Source organism: Mesorhizobium sp. B2-7-3, from assembly GCF_006440715.1.
In the GTDB taxonomy this organism is placed as follows: domain Bacteria; phylum Pseudomonadota; class Alphaproteobacteria; order Rhizobiales; family Rhizobiaceae; genus Mesorhizobium; species Mesorhizobium australicum.
Window position 1 is genome coordinate 134179 of record NZ_VFTY01000013.1, and the last position, 16088, is coordinate 150266.

A 16088-nucleotide genomic window follows, 5' to 3' on the forward strand; every position below is an offset into this window, starting at 1 on the left:
TCAAAAATAAAAACGCGCTTAGTTGACGGCGTCCTTGAGACCTTTGCCGGCCGAGAACTTCGGCACGGTGCGCGCCGGGATCTTCACTTCGGCGCCGGTCTGCGGGTTGCGGCCGGTGGATGCGGCGCGCTTTGACACGGTGAAATTGCCAAAGCCGACAAGCCGGACATCGCCGCCCTTCTTCAGTTCGCCGGAGATGACAGAAAACACTGCATCGACCGCAGACTGCGCGTCACCCTTCGAAATGCTCGCGGCGTCGGCGACAGCGGACACCAGTTCGTTCTTGTTCATAAAAATTCCCTTCCATGAGAACACCGGAACTCACGACTCATCCGGCAGGAAACGGACTTTAGAAAGAAGCGTTCCCGCAACCAAGTCGAAAAGGCAGGAAAATAGCGGAAAAAGCCCGGAATTCCGGGGTTTTTCACATGAAAAAGCCGGGCGCGAGGCCCGGCTTTCTGTTTGTGCGCTGCAACCTTAGAAAAAACTAATGCGCAAGCGACTTTCCAGCGTCATCGCTCGTATCCGTGGAAGCCGGCGGATTGACCGGTTCGACCCATTCGATCGGCTCCGGCATCCGCACCAGCGCGTGGCGCAACACCTCACCGACGCGTGAGACCGGAATGATTTCCATGCCGTTCTTCACGTTGTCCGGGATCTCCGCCAGATCCTTGGCGTTGTCTTCCGGGATCAGCACCTTCTTGATGCCGCCGCGCAGTGCGGCGAGCAGCTTCTCCTTGAGGCCGCCGATCGGCAAGATGCGGCCGCGAAGCGTTATCTCGCCAGTCATCGCCACATCCGCCCGCACCGGAATACCCGTCAGCACCGACACGATGGCCGTGGCCATGGCGGCACCAGCCGACGGACCGTCCTTCGGCGTGGCGCCTTCCGGCAAGTGCACGTGGATGTCGCGCTTGTCGAACAGCGGCGGCTCGATGCCGAAATCGATGGCGCGCGAGCGGACATAGGAGGCCGCCGCCGAGATCGATTCCTTCATGACGTCGCGCAGATTGCCGGTCACCGTCATGCGGCCCTTGCCGGGCATCATGACGCCTTCGACCGTCAGCAGCTCGCCGCCGACTTCCGTCCAGGCAAGGCCGGTGACGACACCGACCTGATCGTCAGCCTCGACCTGGCCGAAGCGGTAGCGCTGAACACCGAGATAGTCGGCGAGGTTCGCCGCCGTGATGCTCACCGTCTTCTTCTTTGTCTTCAGGATCTCGGTCACCGCCTTGCGCCCAAGCTTCATCAGCTCGCGCTCCAGGCTTCTGACGCCCGCTTCACGGGTGTAGGTCTGGATGATGGCGCGGATCGCGTCCTCGCCGACGGAGAACTCCTTTGGCTGCAGCGCGTGATCGCGGATCACCTTCGGCATCAGGTGCCGCTTGGCGATTTCGATCTTCTCGTCCTCGGTGTAGCCGGCGATACGGATGATCTCCATGCGGTCCATCAGGGGCGCAGGGATGTTCAGCGTGTTCGCCGTCGTCACGAACATTACGCTCGACAGGTCGTATTCGACCTCGAGGTAGTGGTCCATGAACGTCGAGTTCTGTTCGGGGTCGAGCACCTCGAGCAGCGCGGACGACGGATCGCCACGGAAGTCCTGGCCCATCTTGTCGATCTCGTCGAGCAGGAAGAGCGGGTTGGACTTCTTGGCCTTCTTCATCGACTGGATGACCTTGCCGGGCATCGAGCCGATATAGGTGCGCCGGTGGCCACGGATCTCGGCCTCGTCACGCACGCCGCCAAGCGCCATGCGGATGAATTCGCGACCGGTCGCCTTGGCGATCGACTTGCCGAGCGAGGTCTTGCCGACGCCGGGAGGGCCGACGAGGCACAGGATCGGCCCCTTCAGCTTCTTCTGGCGGCTTTGCACGGCAAGGTACTCGACGATGCGGTCCTTGACCTTGTCGAGGCCGAAGTGATCGGTGTCGAGCACGTTCTGCGCGTAGGCCAGGTCCTGCTTGACCTTGGAGTTCTTGCCCCACGGGATCGACAGCAGCCAATCGAGATAGTTGCGCACGACAGTCGATTCGGCCGACATCGGCGACATCGTCCTGAGCTTCTTCAATTCGGCATCCGCCTTTTCGCGGGCCTCCTTGGAGAGCTTGGTCTTCTTGATGCGAGCCTCGATCTCGGCGGCCTCGTCGCGGCCGTCCTCGCCCTCGCCGAGCTCCTTCTGGATCGCCTTCATCTGCTCGTTGAGGTAGTATTCGCGCTGCGTCTTCTCCATCTGGCGCTTGACGCGCGAGCGGATGCGCTTCTCCACCTGCAGGACGGAGATTTCGGCTTCCATGAAGCCCATCGCCTTTTCCAGCCGCTCCTTGACGGAAAGCGTGGCCAGCATTTCCTGCTTTTCAGGGATCTTGATGGCAAGATGCGAGGCAACCGTGTCGGCGAGCTTGGAATAGTCGTCTATCTGGCTAGCGGCACCCACCACTTCGGGCGAGATCTTCTTGTTCAGCTTGACGTAGTTCTCGAAGTCAGTGACGACCGAGCGGGCCAGAGCCTCGACCTCGACCTCCTCCTCTTCCGGTTCGACCAGCGCCGTGGCCTTGGCCTCGTGGAAGTCGGGACGGTCGGTGAAGGAGACGATTTTCGCACGCGAGGCGCCTTCGACCAGAACCTTGACGGTGCCGTCGGGCAGCTTCAGCAATTGCAGCACATTGGCGAGCGTGCCGATGTCGAAGATCGCATCGGGCTCGGGATCGTCATCGGCGGCATTCATCTGGGTGGCAAGCAGGATCTGCTTTTCCTGACCCATCACCTCTTCCAGCGCCTTGATCGACTTTTCGCGCCCGACGAAGAGCGGAACGATCATATGCGGGAACACCACGATGTCGCGCAGTGGGAGGACCGCGAAGACGCCGTCGCTGGGAGCCTTGGATATTTTGGCCATTGTCCAACCTTTCATGTCGCGGCCACCATCAGGCCAACCGCGAATCTCATATTAACGACCGGGGATCGTTCCGCCTACCACCGTTTATGACGGGAGTTTTACAGCACAGAAATCGGGCACCTCGGCCTTCTCGTGTTAGGTGGAGGCAGGCAGGGCAAAGATCAAGAGTTAACATCGTCCCCAATCCACTCCATCGCGACGCTGTGCCGGTTCCTCACAGCAAAACGGCGCCGCAGGGGCGCCGTTCCATAAAAATATAGGGCCAAGTGCCATATCAGGCGCTGACATTGCCCTTCTTTTCCTTCTGTTCGGAATAGATGTAGAGCGGCCGGGCACTGCCGGTCACCACCTCTTCCGAAATCACAACCTCGCGCACGCCTTCGAGCGCGGGCAGTTCGAACATCGTGTCGAGCAGGATCGCTTCCATGATCGAACGCAGGCCGCGCGCGCCGGTCTTGCGCTCGATGGCGCGCTTGGCGATCGCCGAAAGCGCGTTCTCGTGGAAGGTCAGATCGACATTTTCCATCTCGAACAGGCGCTGGTACTGCTTGACCAGCGCATTCTTCGGCTCGGTCAGGATCTGGATCAGTGCCGGCTCGTCGAGATCCTCCAGCGTCGCCAGAACCGGCAGACGGCCGACAAACTCCGGAATGAGGCCGAACTTCAACAGATCCTCGGGCTCGACCAGGCGGAAAACATCACCCGTGCGGCGATCCTCCGGCGAGGCGACGACAGCTCCGAAGCCGATCGAGGTTTTCCTGCCGCGATCCGAAATGATCTTGTCCAGCCCGGCGAAGGCGCCGCCGCAGATGAACAGGATGTTGGCGGTGTCGACCTGCAGGAACTCCTGCTGCGGGTGCTTGCGGCCGCCCTGCGGCGGCACGGAGGCGACCGTGCCTTCCATGATCTTGAGCAGCGCCTGCTGAACGCCCTCGCCCGACACGTCGCGGGTGATCGAGGGATTGTCGGACTTGCGTGAAATCTTGTCGATCTCGTCGATGTAGACGATGCCGCGCTGGGCGCGCTCGACATTGTAGTCGGCCGACTGCAACAGCTTCAGGATGATGTTCTCGACGTCCTCGCCGACGTAACCGGCCTCGGTCAGCGTCGTGGCGTCGGCCATGGTGAAGGGTACGTCGATGATGCGGGCCAGCGTCTGTGCCAGCAGCGTCTTGCCGCAGCCGGTCGGGCCGATCAGCAGGATGTTGGACTTGGCCAGCTCGACATCGTTGTTCTTGCCGGCGTGCGCGAGGCGCTTGTAGTGGTTGTGGACGGCCACCGACAGCACGCGCTTGGCGTAGGGCTGGCCGATGACATAGTCGTCGAGAACCTTGAGGATCTCCTGCGGGGTCGGCACGCCCTCGCGCGACTTCACCATCGAGGTCTTGTTCTCCTCGCGGATGATATCCATGCACAGCTCGACGCACTCGTCGCAGATGAACACCGTCGGACCGGCGATCAGCTTGCGCACCTCGTGCTGGCTCTTGCCGCAAAACGAGCAATAAAGCGTGTTCTTGGAATCACCGCTGTTGTTGCCGACCTTGCTCATTTTCATGTCCTTTCATGGCCGCCCGCCGATGGTCTGGCTGAAAGGGCGCATACTCTATTTATCGCGGGAATCCGCCGCCGCCAGTCTTCCGGCTCCCGCAACGTATTCCGTACGAAACACAAATCAGAAAACGTGGCAATGATTCGCAGCTTCCCCACGCAAAGCTAAGCCGTCGAAAATCAACATAGCCTTAACGTAGGCAATCCCGACCTCCGAGGGAACAGCCAATTGTGGCCGAAATGACGCAAGACACGCCAAAAGCGCGTGATGGTGCCATCCAACTGCCAACTAGCCTTTATGCCAACGCTCCCTCGGCCGCCTCGCGCGACGAAATGACCTTGTCGATCAGGCCAAAATCCTTGGCCTCGTCGGCGGTCATGAAATGGTCGCGGTCGAGCGTCTTCTCGATGTCCTCATAGCTCTTGCCGGTGTGCTTGACATAGACCTCGTTGAGGCGACGCTTCAGCTTGATGATGTCCTGGGCGTGACGCTCGATATCGGACGCCTGCCCCTGGAAGCCGCCGGACGGCTGGTGAACCATAATACGGGCGTTGGGCGTGGCGAAACGCATGTCCTTGTGGCCGGCGGTCAGCAGCAGCGAGCCCATCGAGGCCGCCTGGCCGATGCACAGCGTCGACACGGCCGGTTTGATGAACTGCATGGTGTCGTAGATCGCCATGCCCGAGGTGACGACGCCGCCCGGCGAATTGATGTAGAGGTTGATTTCCTTCTTCGGGTTCTCCGCTTCGAGGAACAGGAGCTGCGCGCAGACCAGCGTCGCCATGCCGTCCTCGACCGGACCGGTGATGAAAATGATGCGCTCCTTGAGGAGGCGCGAGAAAATGTCGTAGGCCCGCTCGCCGCGATTGGTCTGTTCGACCACCATCGGAACGAGGTTCATGTAGGTTTCGACGGGATTCTTCATCAGTTATCTCTTGTCTCGCGGTGGGATTCCGGCGCCGGACAGGCTGGCAGCTCGGGCAGAATCGGTTCTGGATCGTTAAGATGTAAATAGGATGCCGGCTCATCCTTGTGCAAGGCCGACCCGTCCTAGCCATCTGGGTAAGTCGAATCAAGCTTCCGGGCAAGAATTAGCAGCAGCTGATGCCACGCCGACCTCAAATACCGACCGGCCCCGCCAGGGTAGCAGTTTCTTAACCTCGTCACTTAACGAAATGCGCCAAAACCGCTTTTCTCCGCAACGGCTTCCCCTACAATTCAACGTTGAACTTGTGCCTACAGTTCAGACGGGGAGTGCCATGTCCGGGAAAACCGCATGCTTCACCATTGCAGGGATGACCATGCTCGGCTCGATTTCGCAAACGGCGGCCGGTGGTCGCGCCGTCGAATGCTACGAGCCCGTCCACACACCGGCCGTTTACGACACCGTCTACGAAGACGTCATGGTCAGCCCTCCCGGCCAGCAGATCGTCGACTATGATCCGCCGATCTATGGCACGCGCGAGCGAGTGGTGATGACTGTGCCGGCCCAGGTTCGGTATGAGGTGGTGCCTGCGGCCACCAGGACCGTCTATCACACCGTCAGGGTCGATGGCGGCGGCTATTCCTGGGAATGGCGCGTCATCCATGGCCGCCGCGTGTTGTGCAAGGTTTGGCACAAGGCACGCTTTGAACGCGTCGCCGAGACGGTGGTGATCCAGCCCGAGCGCACGCGGCGCGTCGTCATTCCGGCGCAATATGACAGCATCGCCGAGGAGGTGCTGGTGCGGCCCGAGCAAAGGCGCGTCATCGATATTCCCGCCGCGTACCAGACCGTCCCGCGCCGCGTGCTGGTGCGCGAAGGCTCATCCGGCTGGCGGCGGGTGCATATTCCAAGGCACTGCCAGGACTAGGCTTAGGCCACCTCGGCCCGCAGCCAGGCCTTAAGACCGACGACATCGCCATCGCCAATGGTTTTGGCCACACGACGCCCGACCGCCGCGCCGAACTTGTAGCCGTGACCCGAGCACGCCGAGACGACCAGGCACTTGCCGGTCTCATGCGCCAGGAATTTCTCGTCATCGGTGAACGTGTAGGCGCAGGTGACCACTTCGGTCACCTTGTACTCCTCGATGCGGGCGATCGGCGGCGAAAACAGGTTGCGGATCGCCTCGCCCTCGCCGGGCACCGGCTCGCGGTTCCAGTCGGCGTCGCTGGTCGGCACCTTGTGCAGGCCCGAGCCGAATTTCATGCCGGCGCCCCGCGTAAGCGGGATCATATAGCCGTCGGTCGTGCCGCCGACATCGAGAATGACGGGCGCCGCCTCCCAAGCGGCCTTGAGATCGGCCGGCGGCTCGACATAGGCGAGCGCGGTGCGAAAGGTCTTCAATTCGCCGCCGAGTTCGGGGAATAGTTTCAGCACCCAGGCGCCAGCGGCAACGACGATGCGGTCGGCCTGCATCGTCTCGCCGGATTCGAGCACGATATGGCCGGCCTCGGCATCGATCTCCGTCACCTTGCTGTGCTCGTAGACGTTGGCTCCATTGGCACGCAGCCATTTGGCCAGCCCGGCCGCTATTTTGCGGCAATGCAGCGCGCCGCCCTCGGGCGAAAAATAGGCGTAGCGGAACGAGCCGGCCTCAAGGAACGGCCAGCGCTCGACGGCTGCCTCCGGTCCCAGCAATTCGAAAGGGAATTTTCCCTCTTCCAGGCCCTCGCGGTATTCCTCGGCCTCGTCGCCGGGCTCGCGCGAAACGCAGACGAAGCCCCGCGCGTCGAGGTGGTTCTCGCCGAGATCGGCCCACATCTCGTCCCAGGCCTCGTAGGCTTCGGTGATCAGCAGCCCATAGCCGGTTCCAGCGCGGTAGGCGCGGCGGATGATGCGGTGATGGTCGCCCGATGCCGCCAGCGGATTGGGGATCGGCCCCTGCTCGACAACCGACACGGCGTGGCCCGCCTTGACCAGCGACCACGCCGTGGACAGACCGGCGATACCCGCGCCGACAACGATCACATTCATCCGTTCAGACCTTCCGCAACCCTACTGCCTGGCTCAATGCATCGGGCTGTCGGACGCAACATACGGTCTGGAACCGGGCTGGCAAGCCGCGCTATGGGTCTGGCATGACCAAATCGACGCTCTCCTATCTGGCCTTTGATCCAGCCACTCGCCAGCTCAGACTCGACCCGCGCGAACCGGCTTTCTTCCTGAACCCTTACGAGGCCTACGGCTTCCTGCACGAAGCCTCGAATGCGTTTTTCTGGGAAGAGTTCGGCTTCTGGTGCTTTGGCGGCTTCGGCGACGTCAACCGGCTGTTGCGCGACCGCCGTTTCGGCCGCCAGAACCCGGCCGGCATCCCCGACAGCCGCGGTGTCGGACAAGACAGGACCCATCTCAAGGCATTCGACGGCATCGAAGCCAATTCGATGCTCGAGCTGGAGCCACCGGTCCATACGCGGCTGAGAACACTGGTCAACCGGGCTTTCGTCTCCCGTCAGGTCGAACGGTTACGGCCGCGCGTCGAGGCGCTCGCCAACGAATTGATCGATCGTTTCGAACCTGGCAAGGCCGTCGACCTCCTGCCGGCCTTCGCCTCCCCGCTGCCAATCACCATCATCGCCGAAATGCTTGGCGTGCCGGTGGAGATGGGGCCGCGACTGCTCGACTGGTCGCATCAAATGGTCGCCATGTATATCCACGGCCGCACCCGTGAGACCGAGGAGACGGCCAACCGTGCCGCGGGCGAATTTTCCGATTTCCTGCGCGGCTACGTGACCGAACGGCGCAAGAAGCCGGGCGATGACCTGCTGTCGCTGCTGATCTCGGCCCAGGAGGACGACCAGAAACTGTCAGAGGACGAGCTGGTCTCCTCGGCCATCCTGCTGCTCAACGCCGGCCACGAAGCAACCGTGCACCAGACCGGCAATGCCATCCACTCCATCCTGGCACAAGGCGGCGACCCGCGCCGCTTCTTTACCTCGCCCGAAGTGACGGCAGCAACGGTCGAGGAATGCCTTCGTTTCGACGCGCCGCTGCACATGTTCATGCGCTATGCCTACGACGAAATCGAAATCGCGCCCGGCATCGTCGTGCGGCCGGGCCAGACGATCGGACTTCTGCTTGGCATGGCCAATCACGATCCGCACGCCTTCGCCGAACCGCGGGCCTTCCGGCCGGAGCGCACCGACCAGAAGAATGTATCATTCGGCGCCGGTATCCATTTCTGCATCGGTGCGCCGCTGGCCCGCCTCGAACTGCAGGTTTCGCTGAGGACCTTGTTCGAGCGGCACCCGCAACTGCATCTCGCCGAACAGCCACGCTTCCGCGACACTTACCACTTCCATGGGCTGGAGCGACTTGCCGTCGATTTCTAGCTAGCGAGCTGCCGGGAAATCCGATCGGATTCTCGATATGTGATCAAGCTTCAAAGCTTGGTCACATACTCCTTGCGAGTCGTTTCAAGCACTTCCCAGCTTCCCTTGAAGCCCGGCCGCAGCACGAAGCTGTCACCGGCTTTGACGGTGCGCGCTTCGCCGCCCTCTTCGGCGATTACCGAAACACCTGAGAGAATGTGGCAGAACTCCCATTCTTCATAGACGATGCGCCACTTGCCCGGGGTCGATTCCCAGATGCCGGCATAGAGGCCGCCGTCGCGCTCCTCGACATTCCAGGTGCGGAATTTCGGATCGCCCGAGATCAGGCGATCCGGCGCCGGCGCGCCGGATTCGGGTTCGACGACTTTGGTGTCGACGGAAAGAAACGCGGTCATATCAGGTCAGACCTTGGCGAGCGCCTGTTCGAGGTCGGCGACGATGTCGGTGACATCCTCGATGCCGATGGACAGCCGCACCGTGTCGGGTCCGGCACCAGCCTTGACCTTCTGTTCGTCGGAAAGCTGGCGGTGCGTGGTCGATGCCGGGTGGATGACCAGCGACTTGGTGTCGCCGACATTGGCCAGGTGCGAGAACAGTTCGAGTGCCTCGACGAATTTGATGCCCGCCTCGTAGCCGCCCTTGAGGCCGAAGGTGAACACGGCGCCGGAGCCCAGCGGCGAATATTTCTTCTGCAGCGCGTTGTTCTTGTCGCTGGGCAGGCCGGGATAATTCACCCAGGCGACCTTGGGGTGGTTGGACAGCCAGCCGGCGACCGTGATCGCATTGTCGCAATGACGCTGCATGCGCAGCGGCAAGGTCTCGAGGCCGGTCAGGATAAGGAAGGCATTGAACGGCGAGATCGCCGGGCCGAGATCGCGCAGACCGAGCACGCGCGCGGCGATGGCAAAAGCGAAATTGCCGAAGGTCTCGTGCAGCACGAGGCCGCCATATTCGGGGCGCGGTTCCGACAGCATCGGGTATTTGCCCGACTTCGACCAGTCGAAGGTGCCGCCGTCGACAATGACGCCGCCAATCGAATTGCCGTGGCCGCCCATGAACTTGGTCAGCGAGTGGACGACGATGTCGGCGCCATGCTCGATCGGCCGGATCAGATAGGGCGAGGCCAGCGTGTTGTCGACGATCAGCGGCAGGCCGTGCTTGCGGGCGATGTCGCCGATCTTCTCGATATCGACGAAGGTGCCGCCCGGATTGGCCAGGCTCTCGATGAAGATCGCCTTCGTCCTGTCGTCGATCTGGCTCTCGAAGGTCGAGATGTCGTTGGTTTCGGCCCAGCGCACCTCCCAGCCATAATTCTTGAAGGCATGGCCGAACTGGTTGATCGAACCACCGTAAAGCTTGTTGGCGGCGACGAAATTGTCACCGGGCTGCATCAGATTGTGGAACACGATGACCTGCGCGGCATGGCCGGAAGCGACCGCAAGGGCGGCCGTGCCGCCCTCGAGGGCCGCGACGCGTTCTTCGAGCACTGCCTGGGTCGGGTTCATGATGCGGGTGTAGATGTTGCCGAAAGCTTTTAGCCCGAACAGCGAAGCGGCGTGGTCGGCGTCATCGAAAACAAAGGAGGTCGTCTGGTAGATCGGCGTGGCGCGCGCGCCGGTGGCCGGATCGGGCTTGGCGCCGGCATGGACGGCGAGCGTGTTGAAACCTGGCGAACGGGTCACTGAAACCTCCCTGTGAACTTCCTAAATTGGCCGCGCATTCTTGGCGAAGGCGACGTGCGAATGCAAAGAAGAAAATACCTTTCGGCGCCGATCCTTCGATCACACCGCAGGATAATGCGGCGTTCCGCGGAATAATTTTTTGCGCCTCTGCGCCGCGCCTATTTCTGGCGCACGCCGAAACTCTGAAAACCCTGGCGCATCAGCGGCTTCTTGGACGACAGCACGCCGGAATTGACGCCGGTCCAGCCGATCTCGCCGGAGAGCTTGCCATACTCGATCTTGGGGCAGCGGTTCATCACCACCTTGATGCCGGCCGCTTCGGCACGGGCGGCTGCCTCGTCATGGCGCACGGCAAGCTGCATCCAGATGACTTTCGGCAAGGGATCGAGTTGCAACACCTCGTCGACGATGCCGGGGACCGCCGCGGCATTGCGGAAAATATCGACCATGTCGATCGGCTCTGGTATGTCGGCCAGCCTGGCATAGGTCATTCGGCCGAGGATTTCCTTGCCGGCCTGGCCAGGATTGATCGGGAACACCGAAAACCCCTTGGCCAGCAGGTATTTCAGGACGAAATAGCTCGGCCTGACATCATTGGCCGACGCCCCGACCATGGCGATCGACTTCACCGAATTGAGGATGCCACCGATATAGGTGTTGTCGTAGCTATCGTGATTCATGTCTCGTCCTCATACAACGCCTCGGCGAGAAAACCATCCGGGTCATTGCTGAAATCGCGCAGCATGCGGAAGTGGTCCGTGTCACGAAAGTCGGCAGGCTCGAGCCCAAAGCGGCTGATGCGGAACAGTTGCGCGCCGGGACAGGCCATCAACAGCGGCGAATGGGTCGCCATGATCACCTGCGCGGTGCCCGATTGGTCCATGCGCCGCAGCATCTTCAGCAATTCGATCTGGCGCGTCGGCGAAAGCGCGCTCTCGGGCTCGTCGAGAATATAGATGCCTTGCCTGCGGCAGCGCTCCTCGAAGAAGCGGATGAAGCCTTCTCCATGCGACCAGGACAGGAAATCCGGCGGCGGTGGCTTGAACGGATCTTCCAGCGCTGCCTGGTCGAGGTAGCGGGCCACCGAGTAGAAGGATTCGGCGCGAAAGAACCAGCCGGCAGTGACTTTTGGCAACCAGTGCCCACGGAAGGTGTTTGCCAGCGCAGCACCACTCTTGTCGATGGCGACGGAATGGTCGACGGGCCGGTAACCCTTGCCGCCGCCCGCTTCGTCATAGCCGGCCAGCGCCCCAATCGCCTCGAGCAGCGTGGATTTACCGGTGCCGTTCTCGCCGACGATGATGGTGATGGGCGTGGTCAATTCCAGCTCGAACGCGTGGCCGCGAAACAGCGGCAGGTTCCACGGATACTTTTCCCAGTCCGTAACCCGCTCCCGGTCGAGCAAAATCCGTTTGAGGTACGGTGCCTTGAGCCGTGTCAGTTGCTTGCGGTAGGCCATCAATCAGGCAGCGAAATCGTGCCGTCGTCCGCGATCGGAAAGGCCGGGTTATGAGCCACCTCCCAAACATGCCCGTCGGCATCGGCGAAGTACCCATACCAGCCGCCCCAGAAGGCGCGGCCGGCCGGCTTGATGATGCGCCCGCCGGCCTTTTCCGCCTGCGCCAGCACTTCGTCGACCTCGGCATCGGAGCGGGTGTTGTAGGCGAGATAGACGGCCGAGGGCGCCTGGGCGAAGGTGATACCGGAGTCCTCCTCGGCGCTGGGGCGCGGGAACAGGCCGAGGATCGCGCCGCCCATCTGGAAGAAGGCGACACCGTCGGTGATCCCCGCGTGGCGCTTCAGACCCATCGCCTCGTAGAAGCGCACGGCGCGATCCAGATCTTCGGTGGCGATGGTGATGATGGAAATGCGCGGTTCCATGATCCTATTCGTCCGTCCATTCCGGCTTGCGCTTGCCGATGAAAGCGCCGATGCCCTCTTCCGCGTCCCGCGCCAGCATGTTCTCGACCATGACGCGGCCGGTATAGGCATAGGCATCGGCCAAGCCCATCTCGGCCTGCGCGTAAAAAGCTTCCTTGCCGGTCTTGATCACCAAAGAGGATTTGGAAGCAATGGCTTGCGCGTATTTGGTGACAATCTGATTCAGGTACTCGCGCGGCACGACGCGGTTCACGAGGCCGAATTCCTTGGCGGTCGCGGCGTCGATCGTCTCGCCGGTCAAGAGCATCTCCATCGCCTGCTTGCGCGAGACGTTGCGCGACAGCGCAACCATCGGCGTCGAGCAGAACAGGCCGATGTTGACGCCAGGCGTGCAGAAGGTCGCCTCATGCGAGGCGATCGCCAGGTCGCAGCTGGCGACCAATTGCAGGCCGGCGGCTGTCGCCAGGCCGTCCACCTCGGCGATGACAGGCAAGGGATGGCGCACGATCGTCTGCATCAGCATGGCGCAAGCGGCAAAGGTCTCTTCGAAGAAGGCCTTGCCGCGATCGGCATCGGCACGCCGCGCGGTCATTTCCTTGAGGTCGTGACCGGCGCAGAACACCTTGCCGGCCGCCGACAGCACAATAACGCGAACGGCCTTGTCCGCCTTGGCGCGTTCCAACTCCGCCACGAGCGCCGCCATCACCGAAAGCGACAGGGCATTGGCGGGTGGATTGGCGAGCGTCAGGCGCAGCACGCCCTTCTCCCGTCTTGTCGTGACCGGGCCCTCGTCGGCGGCAGCAGGCTTGATGGCAAGGATTTCGGCCATGGCTAAGGTCTCCGCGATTCCGGTGGTGCCGGCAGAGTATCTAATATCGGATCGGGTTTCGTCCAACACCCATCGCTTGCGCCAGCATGATGTATATGTTGCCAGAAACACCCGGCTGCGCCCATACAGGCTTGGCGCAGAACGAGAGACCGATATGCCCGCCCAGACCAACCTCAAGCCGGTGCTGACCGCAACGCAGATCAATTTGTTAATGGAAACCGTCTTTCCCCAACTCAACGAGAGTGCCGCCGCCTACGAGGCGATCGACGTGTTTCCAGGCGGCTGCATCGTACGGCTCAATGCCGGTGAACGGCATTTGCGTCCCGGCGGCACGGTGTCCGGCCCTGCCCTGTTCACGCTGGCCGACATTGGCGGCTATGTCTGCGTGCTCAGCCATGCCGGGCCGGATGCGCTCTCGGTCACCACCAACCTCAACATCAACTTCGTGCGCAAGGCCGAAGCCGGGCCGATCGATGGCCATTGCCGCATCCTGAAGCTCGGCAAGAGCCTGATGGTGTTCGACATTGACATCGTCGCCGGCCCGGAAGGACACACGATCGCGCATGCCACGGGCACCTACTCGATCCCGCCGCAGCGCGCCGCCAATGTGGTAAAATAATACCTTTAGTCCAACATGCTGTTTCTACAGCCTTTTCTGCGCTACAGGACTTTTCCGCTACCTTGACGCAGTTACTCCGCTCGCCTATAAGCCTTCACGAAGCAGCGGCCCGCAAAGGCCGCCGTTTTGTTATTGGCTGATGACAAGCGTCTTTCGCCAATCCAAGCAACAAGAAACGCCTTCACTCCCGAAGGTCAGAACCGAGAGCAGAAAACATGACAACCTTTTCGCAGAAGCCTGCGGATGTGGTGAAGAAGTGGATCCTGATCGACGCCGAGGGTCTCGTCGTCGGCCGTCTCGCCACTGTCATCGCCAATCATCTTCGCGGCAAGCACAAGCCGACCTTCACCCCGCATGTCGACGACGGCGACAATGTCATCGTCATCAATGCCGACAAGGTGGTATTCACCGGCAAGAAGTTCACCGACAAGGTCTATTACTGGCACACCGGCCACCCCGGCGGCATCAAGGAGCGCACCGCGCGTCAGCTGCTCGAGGGCCGTTTCCCCGAGCGTGTCGTCGAGAAGGCCGTTGAGCGCATGGTTCCGCGTGGCCCGCTCGGCCGCCGCCAGATGAAGAACCTGCGCGTCTATGCAGGTGCCGAGCATCCGCATGTCGCCCAGCAGCCAGAAGTCCTCGACGTGGCCAAGCTGAATTCCAAGAACAAGAAGGTCGCATAAGATGGCTGAGCTTTCCTCGCTCGCAGAACTGGGCGCCGCCACCGGCAACACCAACACGCAGGCCGCCGCCCCCGTCCACGTCCAGAAGCTCGACAAGTCGGGCCGCGCCTACGCCACCGGCAAGCGCAAGAACGCCATCGCGCGCGTCTGGGTGAAGCCGGGTTCCGGCAAGATCGTCGTCAACGACAAGGAATTCGCGACCTATTTCGCGCGTCCGGTCCTGCAGATGATCCTCAACCAGCCGATCATCGCGTCCAACCGCTCGGGCCAGTACGACATCATCGCCACCGTCGTCGGCGGCGGGCTTTCCGGCCAGGCCGGCGCGGTGCGTCACGGCATCTCGAGGGCGCTGACCTATTACGAGCCGGCGTTGCGCGCCGTGCTCAAAAAGGGCGGCTTCCTGACCCGCGACAGCCGCGTCGTCGAGCGCAAGAAGTACGGCAAGGCAAAGGCTCGCCGTTCCTTCCAGTTCTCGAAGCGCTAACCGTTTCGAATTTTCGGACAATCGAAAAGGCCGCCTCCGAGCGGCCTTTTTGCTTGGACGCGGCGGATCAATTGATGCTGGCGGTCGCGGCTGGCTCGATGCGTTCGCTCGTGCCGGCATAGGGCACCCGATAACCATTCGCCGCCAGCCAGCCGATCGCCGCTTTCGGCTCGTCGGTCTGGATGATGGTGGCGCCACGATCGGCCCAGAAGCCCCAGGCTTCGCGCGGCAGGCTGGCCTGGACCGCCAGTTCGTCGCCACGGCCGCCGGCGAGGAAGCCGCCTGGTTTGTTGACGATGGCATAGGTGTCGGCCCAGATGTGCCAGTCGCCCCTTACCGCCTCGGCGCGCATGCGCGTGCTGAACAGCGGCCCGCCGGTTTCGGTCAGCGTCTCGGCGCCCGCCCGCCAGTTGATCAGTTCGATCGCGCGCGGCGCGAAAGCGTGGTCGACCGTCGAGGCGAAGCCCGCATCATGGACCGCGTCATCGGCGATGATCGGCATGAACTGGAAGCCACCGCCTGCGGCAGTCATGGCCGCCTTCACCGTGCTGATCCTGTTCTGGTCCCAAAGGTTTTCCTTGACGATGACTTGCTCGGCCATGCCGAGTTCGCGCGCTATCGCAATCATGCCCGGGAGGTCGCCGACTTCGAGCTTGTTGTCGAGATTGATGAGGATTCTGTCCCGTGTCGCCATCAGCATCTCGCGCAATGTCGAGACGGTCTCGTTCGTGACGGCATGGGTACCCTCGATCATCAGCCGGCATCTCTTCAACTCGGCCAGCGTGTAGTTGATGACCTCGCCCTTGCAGGTGGTCGTGCGGTCGAGCCAGCTGTCATGCATGACGATGAACGCGCCGTCCTTCGAGCGCCGGATGTCGACCTCGACGATTTCGGCGCCGATCGCGATCGAGCCTTCCACGGCGGCAAGCGAATTTTCCGCATAGAGCGTCTTGCCGGCGTGCATGCTGCCGGCGCGATGGGCGGCCACCATGACATGGTCGCGCCACTGGTTGGCATGTTCGAAGCGGTCGAGGATCTCCCTGGCGCGGGTTTCGCCGGCCAAGGCTTGACCGGAAGCGGCGGAAAGCGCCGTGGAAAGCAGAAGGCTCAGCCAGATCGTCCGCATCGAGAATCGCTCCTTGCCGGATCGA

General features: G+C 62.1%; 17 protein-coding genes. 5 read left to right on the forward strand and 12 right to left on the reverse strand.

The window, feature by feature from the left end; all coding sequences use genetic code 11:
• Window positions 1-18: 18 nt before the first annotated feature.
• The 4 genes from FJW04_RS25835 to clpP all read right to left on the reverse strand — a co-directional run bounded on the left by FJW04_RS25835 (window position 19) and on the right by clpP (window position 5373).
• Window positions 19-291, reverse strand: coding sequence for an HU family DNA-binding protein (locus FJW04_RS25835; RefSeq protein ID WP_015318196.1), 273 nt, complete (start codon window positions 289-291; stop codon window positions 19-21).
• A gap of 196 nt (window positions 292-487) precedes the next feature.
• Complete coding sequence (gene lon, locus FJW04_RS25840) at window positions 488-2899, reverse strand: endopeptidase La (RefSeq protein ID WP_015318197.1); 2412 nt, start codon at window positions 2897-2899, stop codon at window positions 488-490.
• Between the two features lie 274 nt (window positions 2900-3173).
• Window positions 3174-4448, reverse strand: a complete 1275-nt coding sequence (gene clpX / locus FJW04_RS25845) for an ATP-dependent Clp protease ATP-binding subunit ClpX (protein ID WP_013532190.1) — start codon at window positions 4446-4448, stop codon at window positions 3174-3176.
• Window positions 4449-4743: 295 nt separating this feature from the next.
• Window positions 4744-5373: an ATP-dependent Clp endopeptidase proteolytic subunit ClpP gene (gene clpP / locus FJW04_RS25850; RefSeq protein ID WP_015318198.1), complete on the reverse strand. Its 630-nt coding sequence runs from the start codon at window positions 5371-5373 to the stop codon at window positions 4744-4746.
• Window positions 5374-5707: 334 nt separating this feature from the next.
• On the opposite strand from clpP, the gene FJW04_RS25855 reads away from it, so the two are divergent.
• Window positions 5708-6301 carry a hypothetical protein gene (locus tag FJW04_RS25855; RefSeq protein ID WP_140717514.1) on the forward strand — a complete coding sequence of 198 codons (594 nt, stop codon included), beginning with the start codon at window positions 5708-5710 and terminating at the stop codon, window positions 6299-6301.
• Between the two features lie 2 nt (window positions 6302-6303).
• Here FJW04_RS25855 and FJW04_RS25860 read toward each other — a convergent pair whose 3' ends face one another.
• Window positions 6304-7407, reverse strand: a complete 1104-nt coding sequence (locus tag FJW04_RS25860; RefSeq protein ID WP_140717516.1) for an FAD-dependent oxidoreductase — start codon at window positions 7405-7407, stop codon at window positions 6304-6306.
• Window positions 7408-7511: 104 nt separating this feature from the next.
• Between FJW04_RS25860 and FJW04_RS25865 the strand changes: the two genes are divergently transcribed.
• Window positions 7512-8762: a cytochrome P450 gene (locus tag FJW04_RS25865; RefSeq protein ID WP_140717518.1), complete on the forward strand. Its 1251-nt coding sequence runs from the start codon at window positions 7512-7514 to the stop codon at window positions 8760-8762.
• Between the two features lie 50 nt (window positions 8763-8812).
• On the opposite strand, the gene FJW04_RS25870 is transcribed toward FJW04_RS25865, so the two are convergent.
• The 6 genes from FJW04_RS25870 to FJW04_RS25895 all read right to left on the reverse strand — a co-directional run bounded on the left by FJW04_RS25870 (window position 8813) and on the right by FJW04_RS25895 (window position 13154).
• Window positions 8813-9157 (reverse strand): cupin domain-containing protein, encoded by a 345-nt coding sequence (locus tag FJW04_RS25870; RefSeq protein ID WP_140717520.1) that lies wholly within the window; start codon window positions 9155-9157, stop codon window positions 8813-8815.
• A 6-nt stretch (window positions 9158-9163) separates the two neighbouring features.
• Entirely contained in the window at window positions 9164-10444 is a 1281-nt protein-coding gene (locus tag FJW04_RS25875; protein ID WP_023773229.1) for an O-acetylhomoserine aminocarboxypropyltransferase, read from the reverse strand.
• 158 nt (window positions 10445-10602) lie between these two features.
• Window positions 10603-11124: a CoA-binding protein gene (locus FJW04_RS25880; protein WP_140617029.1), complete on the reverse strand. Its 522-nt coding sequence runs from the start codon at window positions 11122-11124 to the stop codon at window positions 10603-10605.
• Window positions 11121-11903 carry an AAA family ATPase gene (locus tag FJW04_RS25885; RefSeq protein ID WP_140717522.1) on the reverse strand — a complete coding sequence of 261 codons (783 nt, stop codon included), beginning with the start codon at window positions 11901-11903 and terminating at the stop codon, window positions 11121-11123. Before FJW04_RS25885 ends, FJW04_RS25880 begins: the two co-directional genes overlap by 4 nt.
• The gene (locus tag FJW04_RS25890) at window positions 11903-12325 is read right to left on the reverse strand and encodes a VOC family protein (protein ID WP_140717524.1); all 423 of its coding nucleotides are present in this window, start codon (window positions 12323-12325) and stop codon (window positions 11903-11905) included. The genes FJW04_RS25885 and FJW04_RS25890 overlap by 1 nt, the downstream gene beginning before the upstream one ends.
• A 4-nt stretch (window positions 12326-12329) precedes the next feature.
• Window positions 12330-13154: an enoyl-CoA hydratase gene (locus FJW04_RS25895; protein WP_140717526.1), complete on the reverse strand. Its 825-nt coding sequence runs from the start codon at window positions 13152-13154 to the stop codon at window positions 12330-12332.
• Between the two features lie 154 nt (window positions 13155-13308).
• Between FJW04_RS25895 and FJW04_RS25900 the strand changes: the two genes are divergently transcribed.
• From FJW04_RS25900 to rpsI, 3 genes are all read left to right on the forward strand, one after another.
• The gene (locus tag FJW04_RS25900) at window positions 13309-13773 is read left to right on the forward strand and encodes a PaaI family thioesterase (protein ID WP_140661962.1); all 465 of its coding nucleotides are present in this window, start codon (window positions 13309-13311) and stop codon (window positions 13771-13773) included.
• A gap of 215 nt (window positions 13774-13988) precedes the next feature.
• The gene (gene rplM / locus FJW04_RS25905; protein WP_010915638.1) at window positions 13989-14453 is read left to right on the forward strand and encodes a 50S ribosomal protein L13; all 465 of its coding nucleotides are present in this window, start codon (window positions 13989-13991) and stop codon (window positions 14451-14453) included.
• Between the two features lies 1 nt (window position 14454).
• The gene (gene rpsI, locus FJW04_RS25910) at window positions 14455-14937 is read left to right on the forward strand and encodes a 30S ribosomal protein S9 (RefSeq protein WP_140717528.1); all 483 of its coding nucleotides are present in this window, start codon (window positions 14455-14457) and stop codon (window positions 14935-14937) included.
• Between the two features lie 67 nt (window positions 14938-15004).
• Here rpsI and FJW04_RS25915 read toward each other — a convergent pair whose 3' ends face one another.
• On the reverse strand, window positions 15005-16063 hold the full coding sequence (locus FJW04_RS25915) for a glycerophosphodiester phosphodiesterase family protein (protein ID WP_140717530.1): 1059 nt from the start codon (window positions 16061-16063) through the stop codon (window positions 15005-15007).
• Window positions 16064-16088 lie beyond the last annotated feature (25 nt).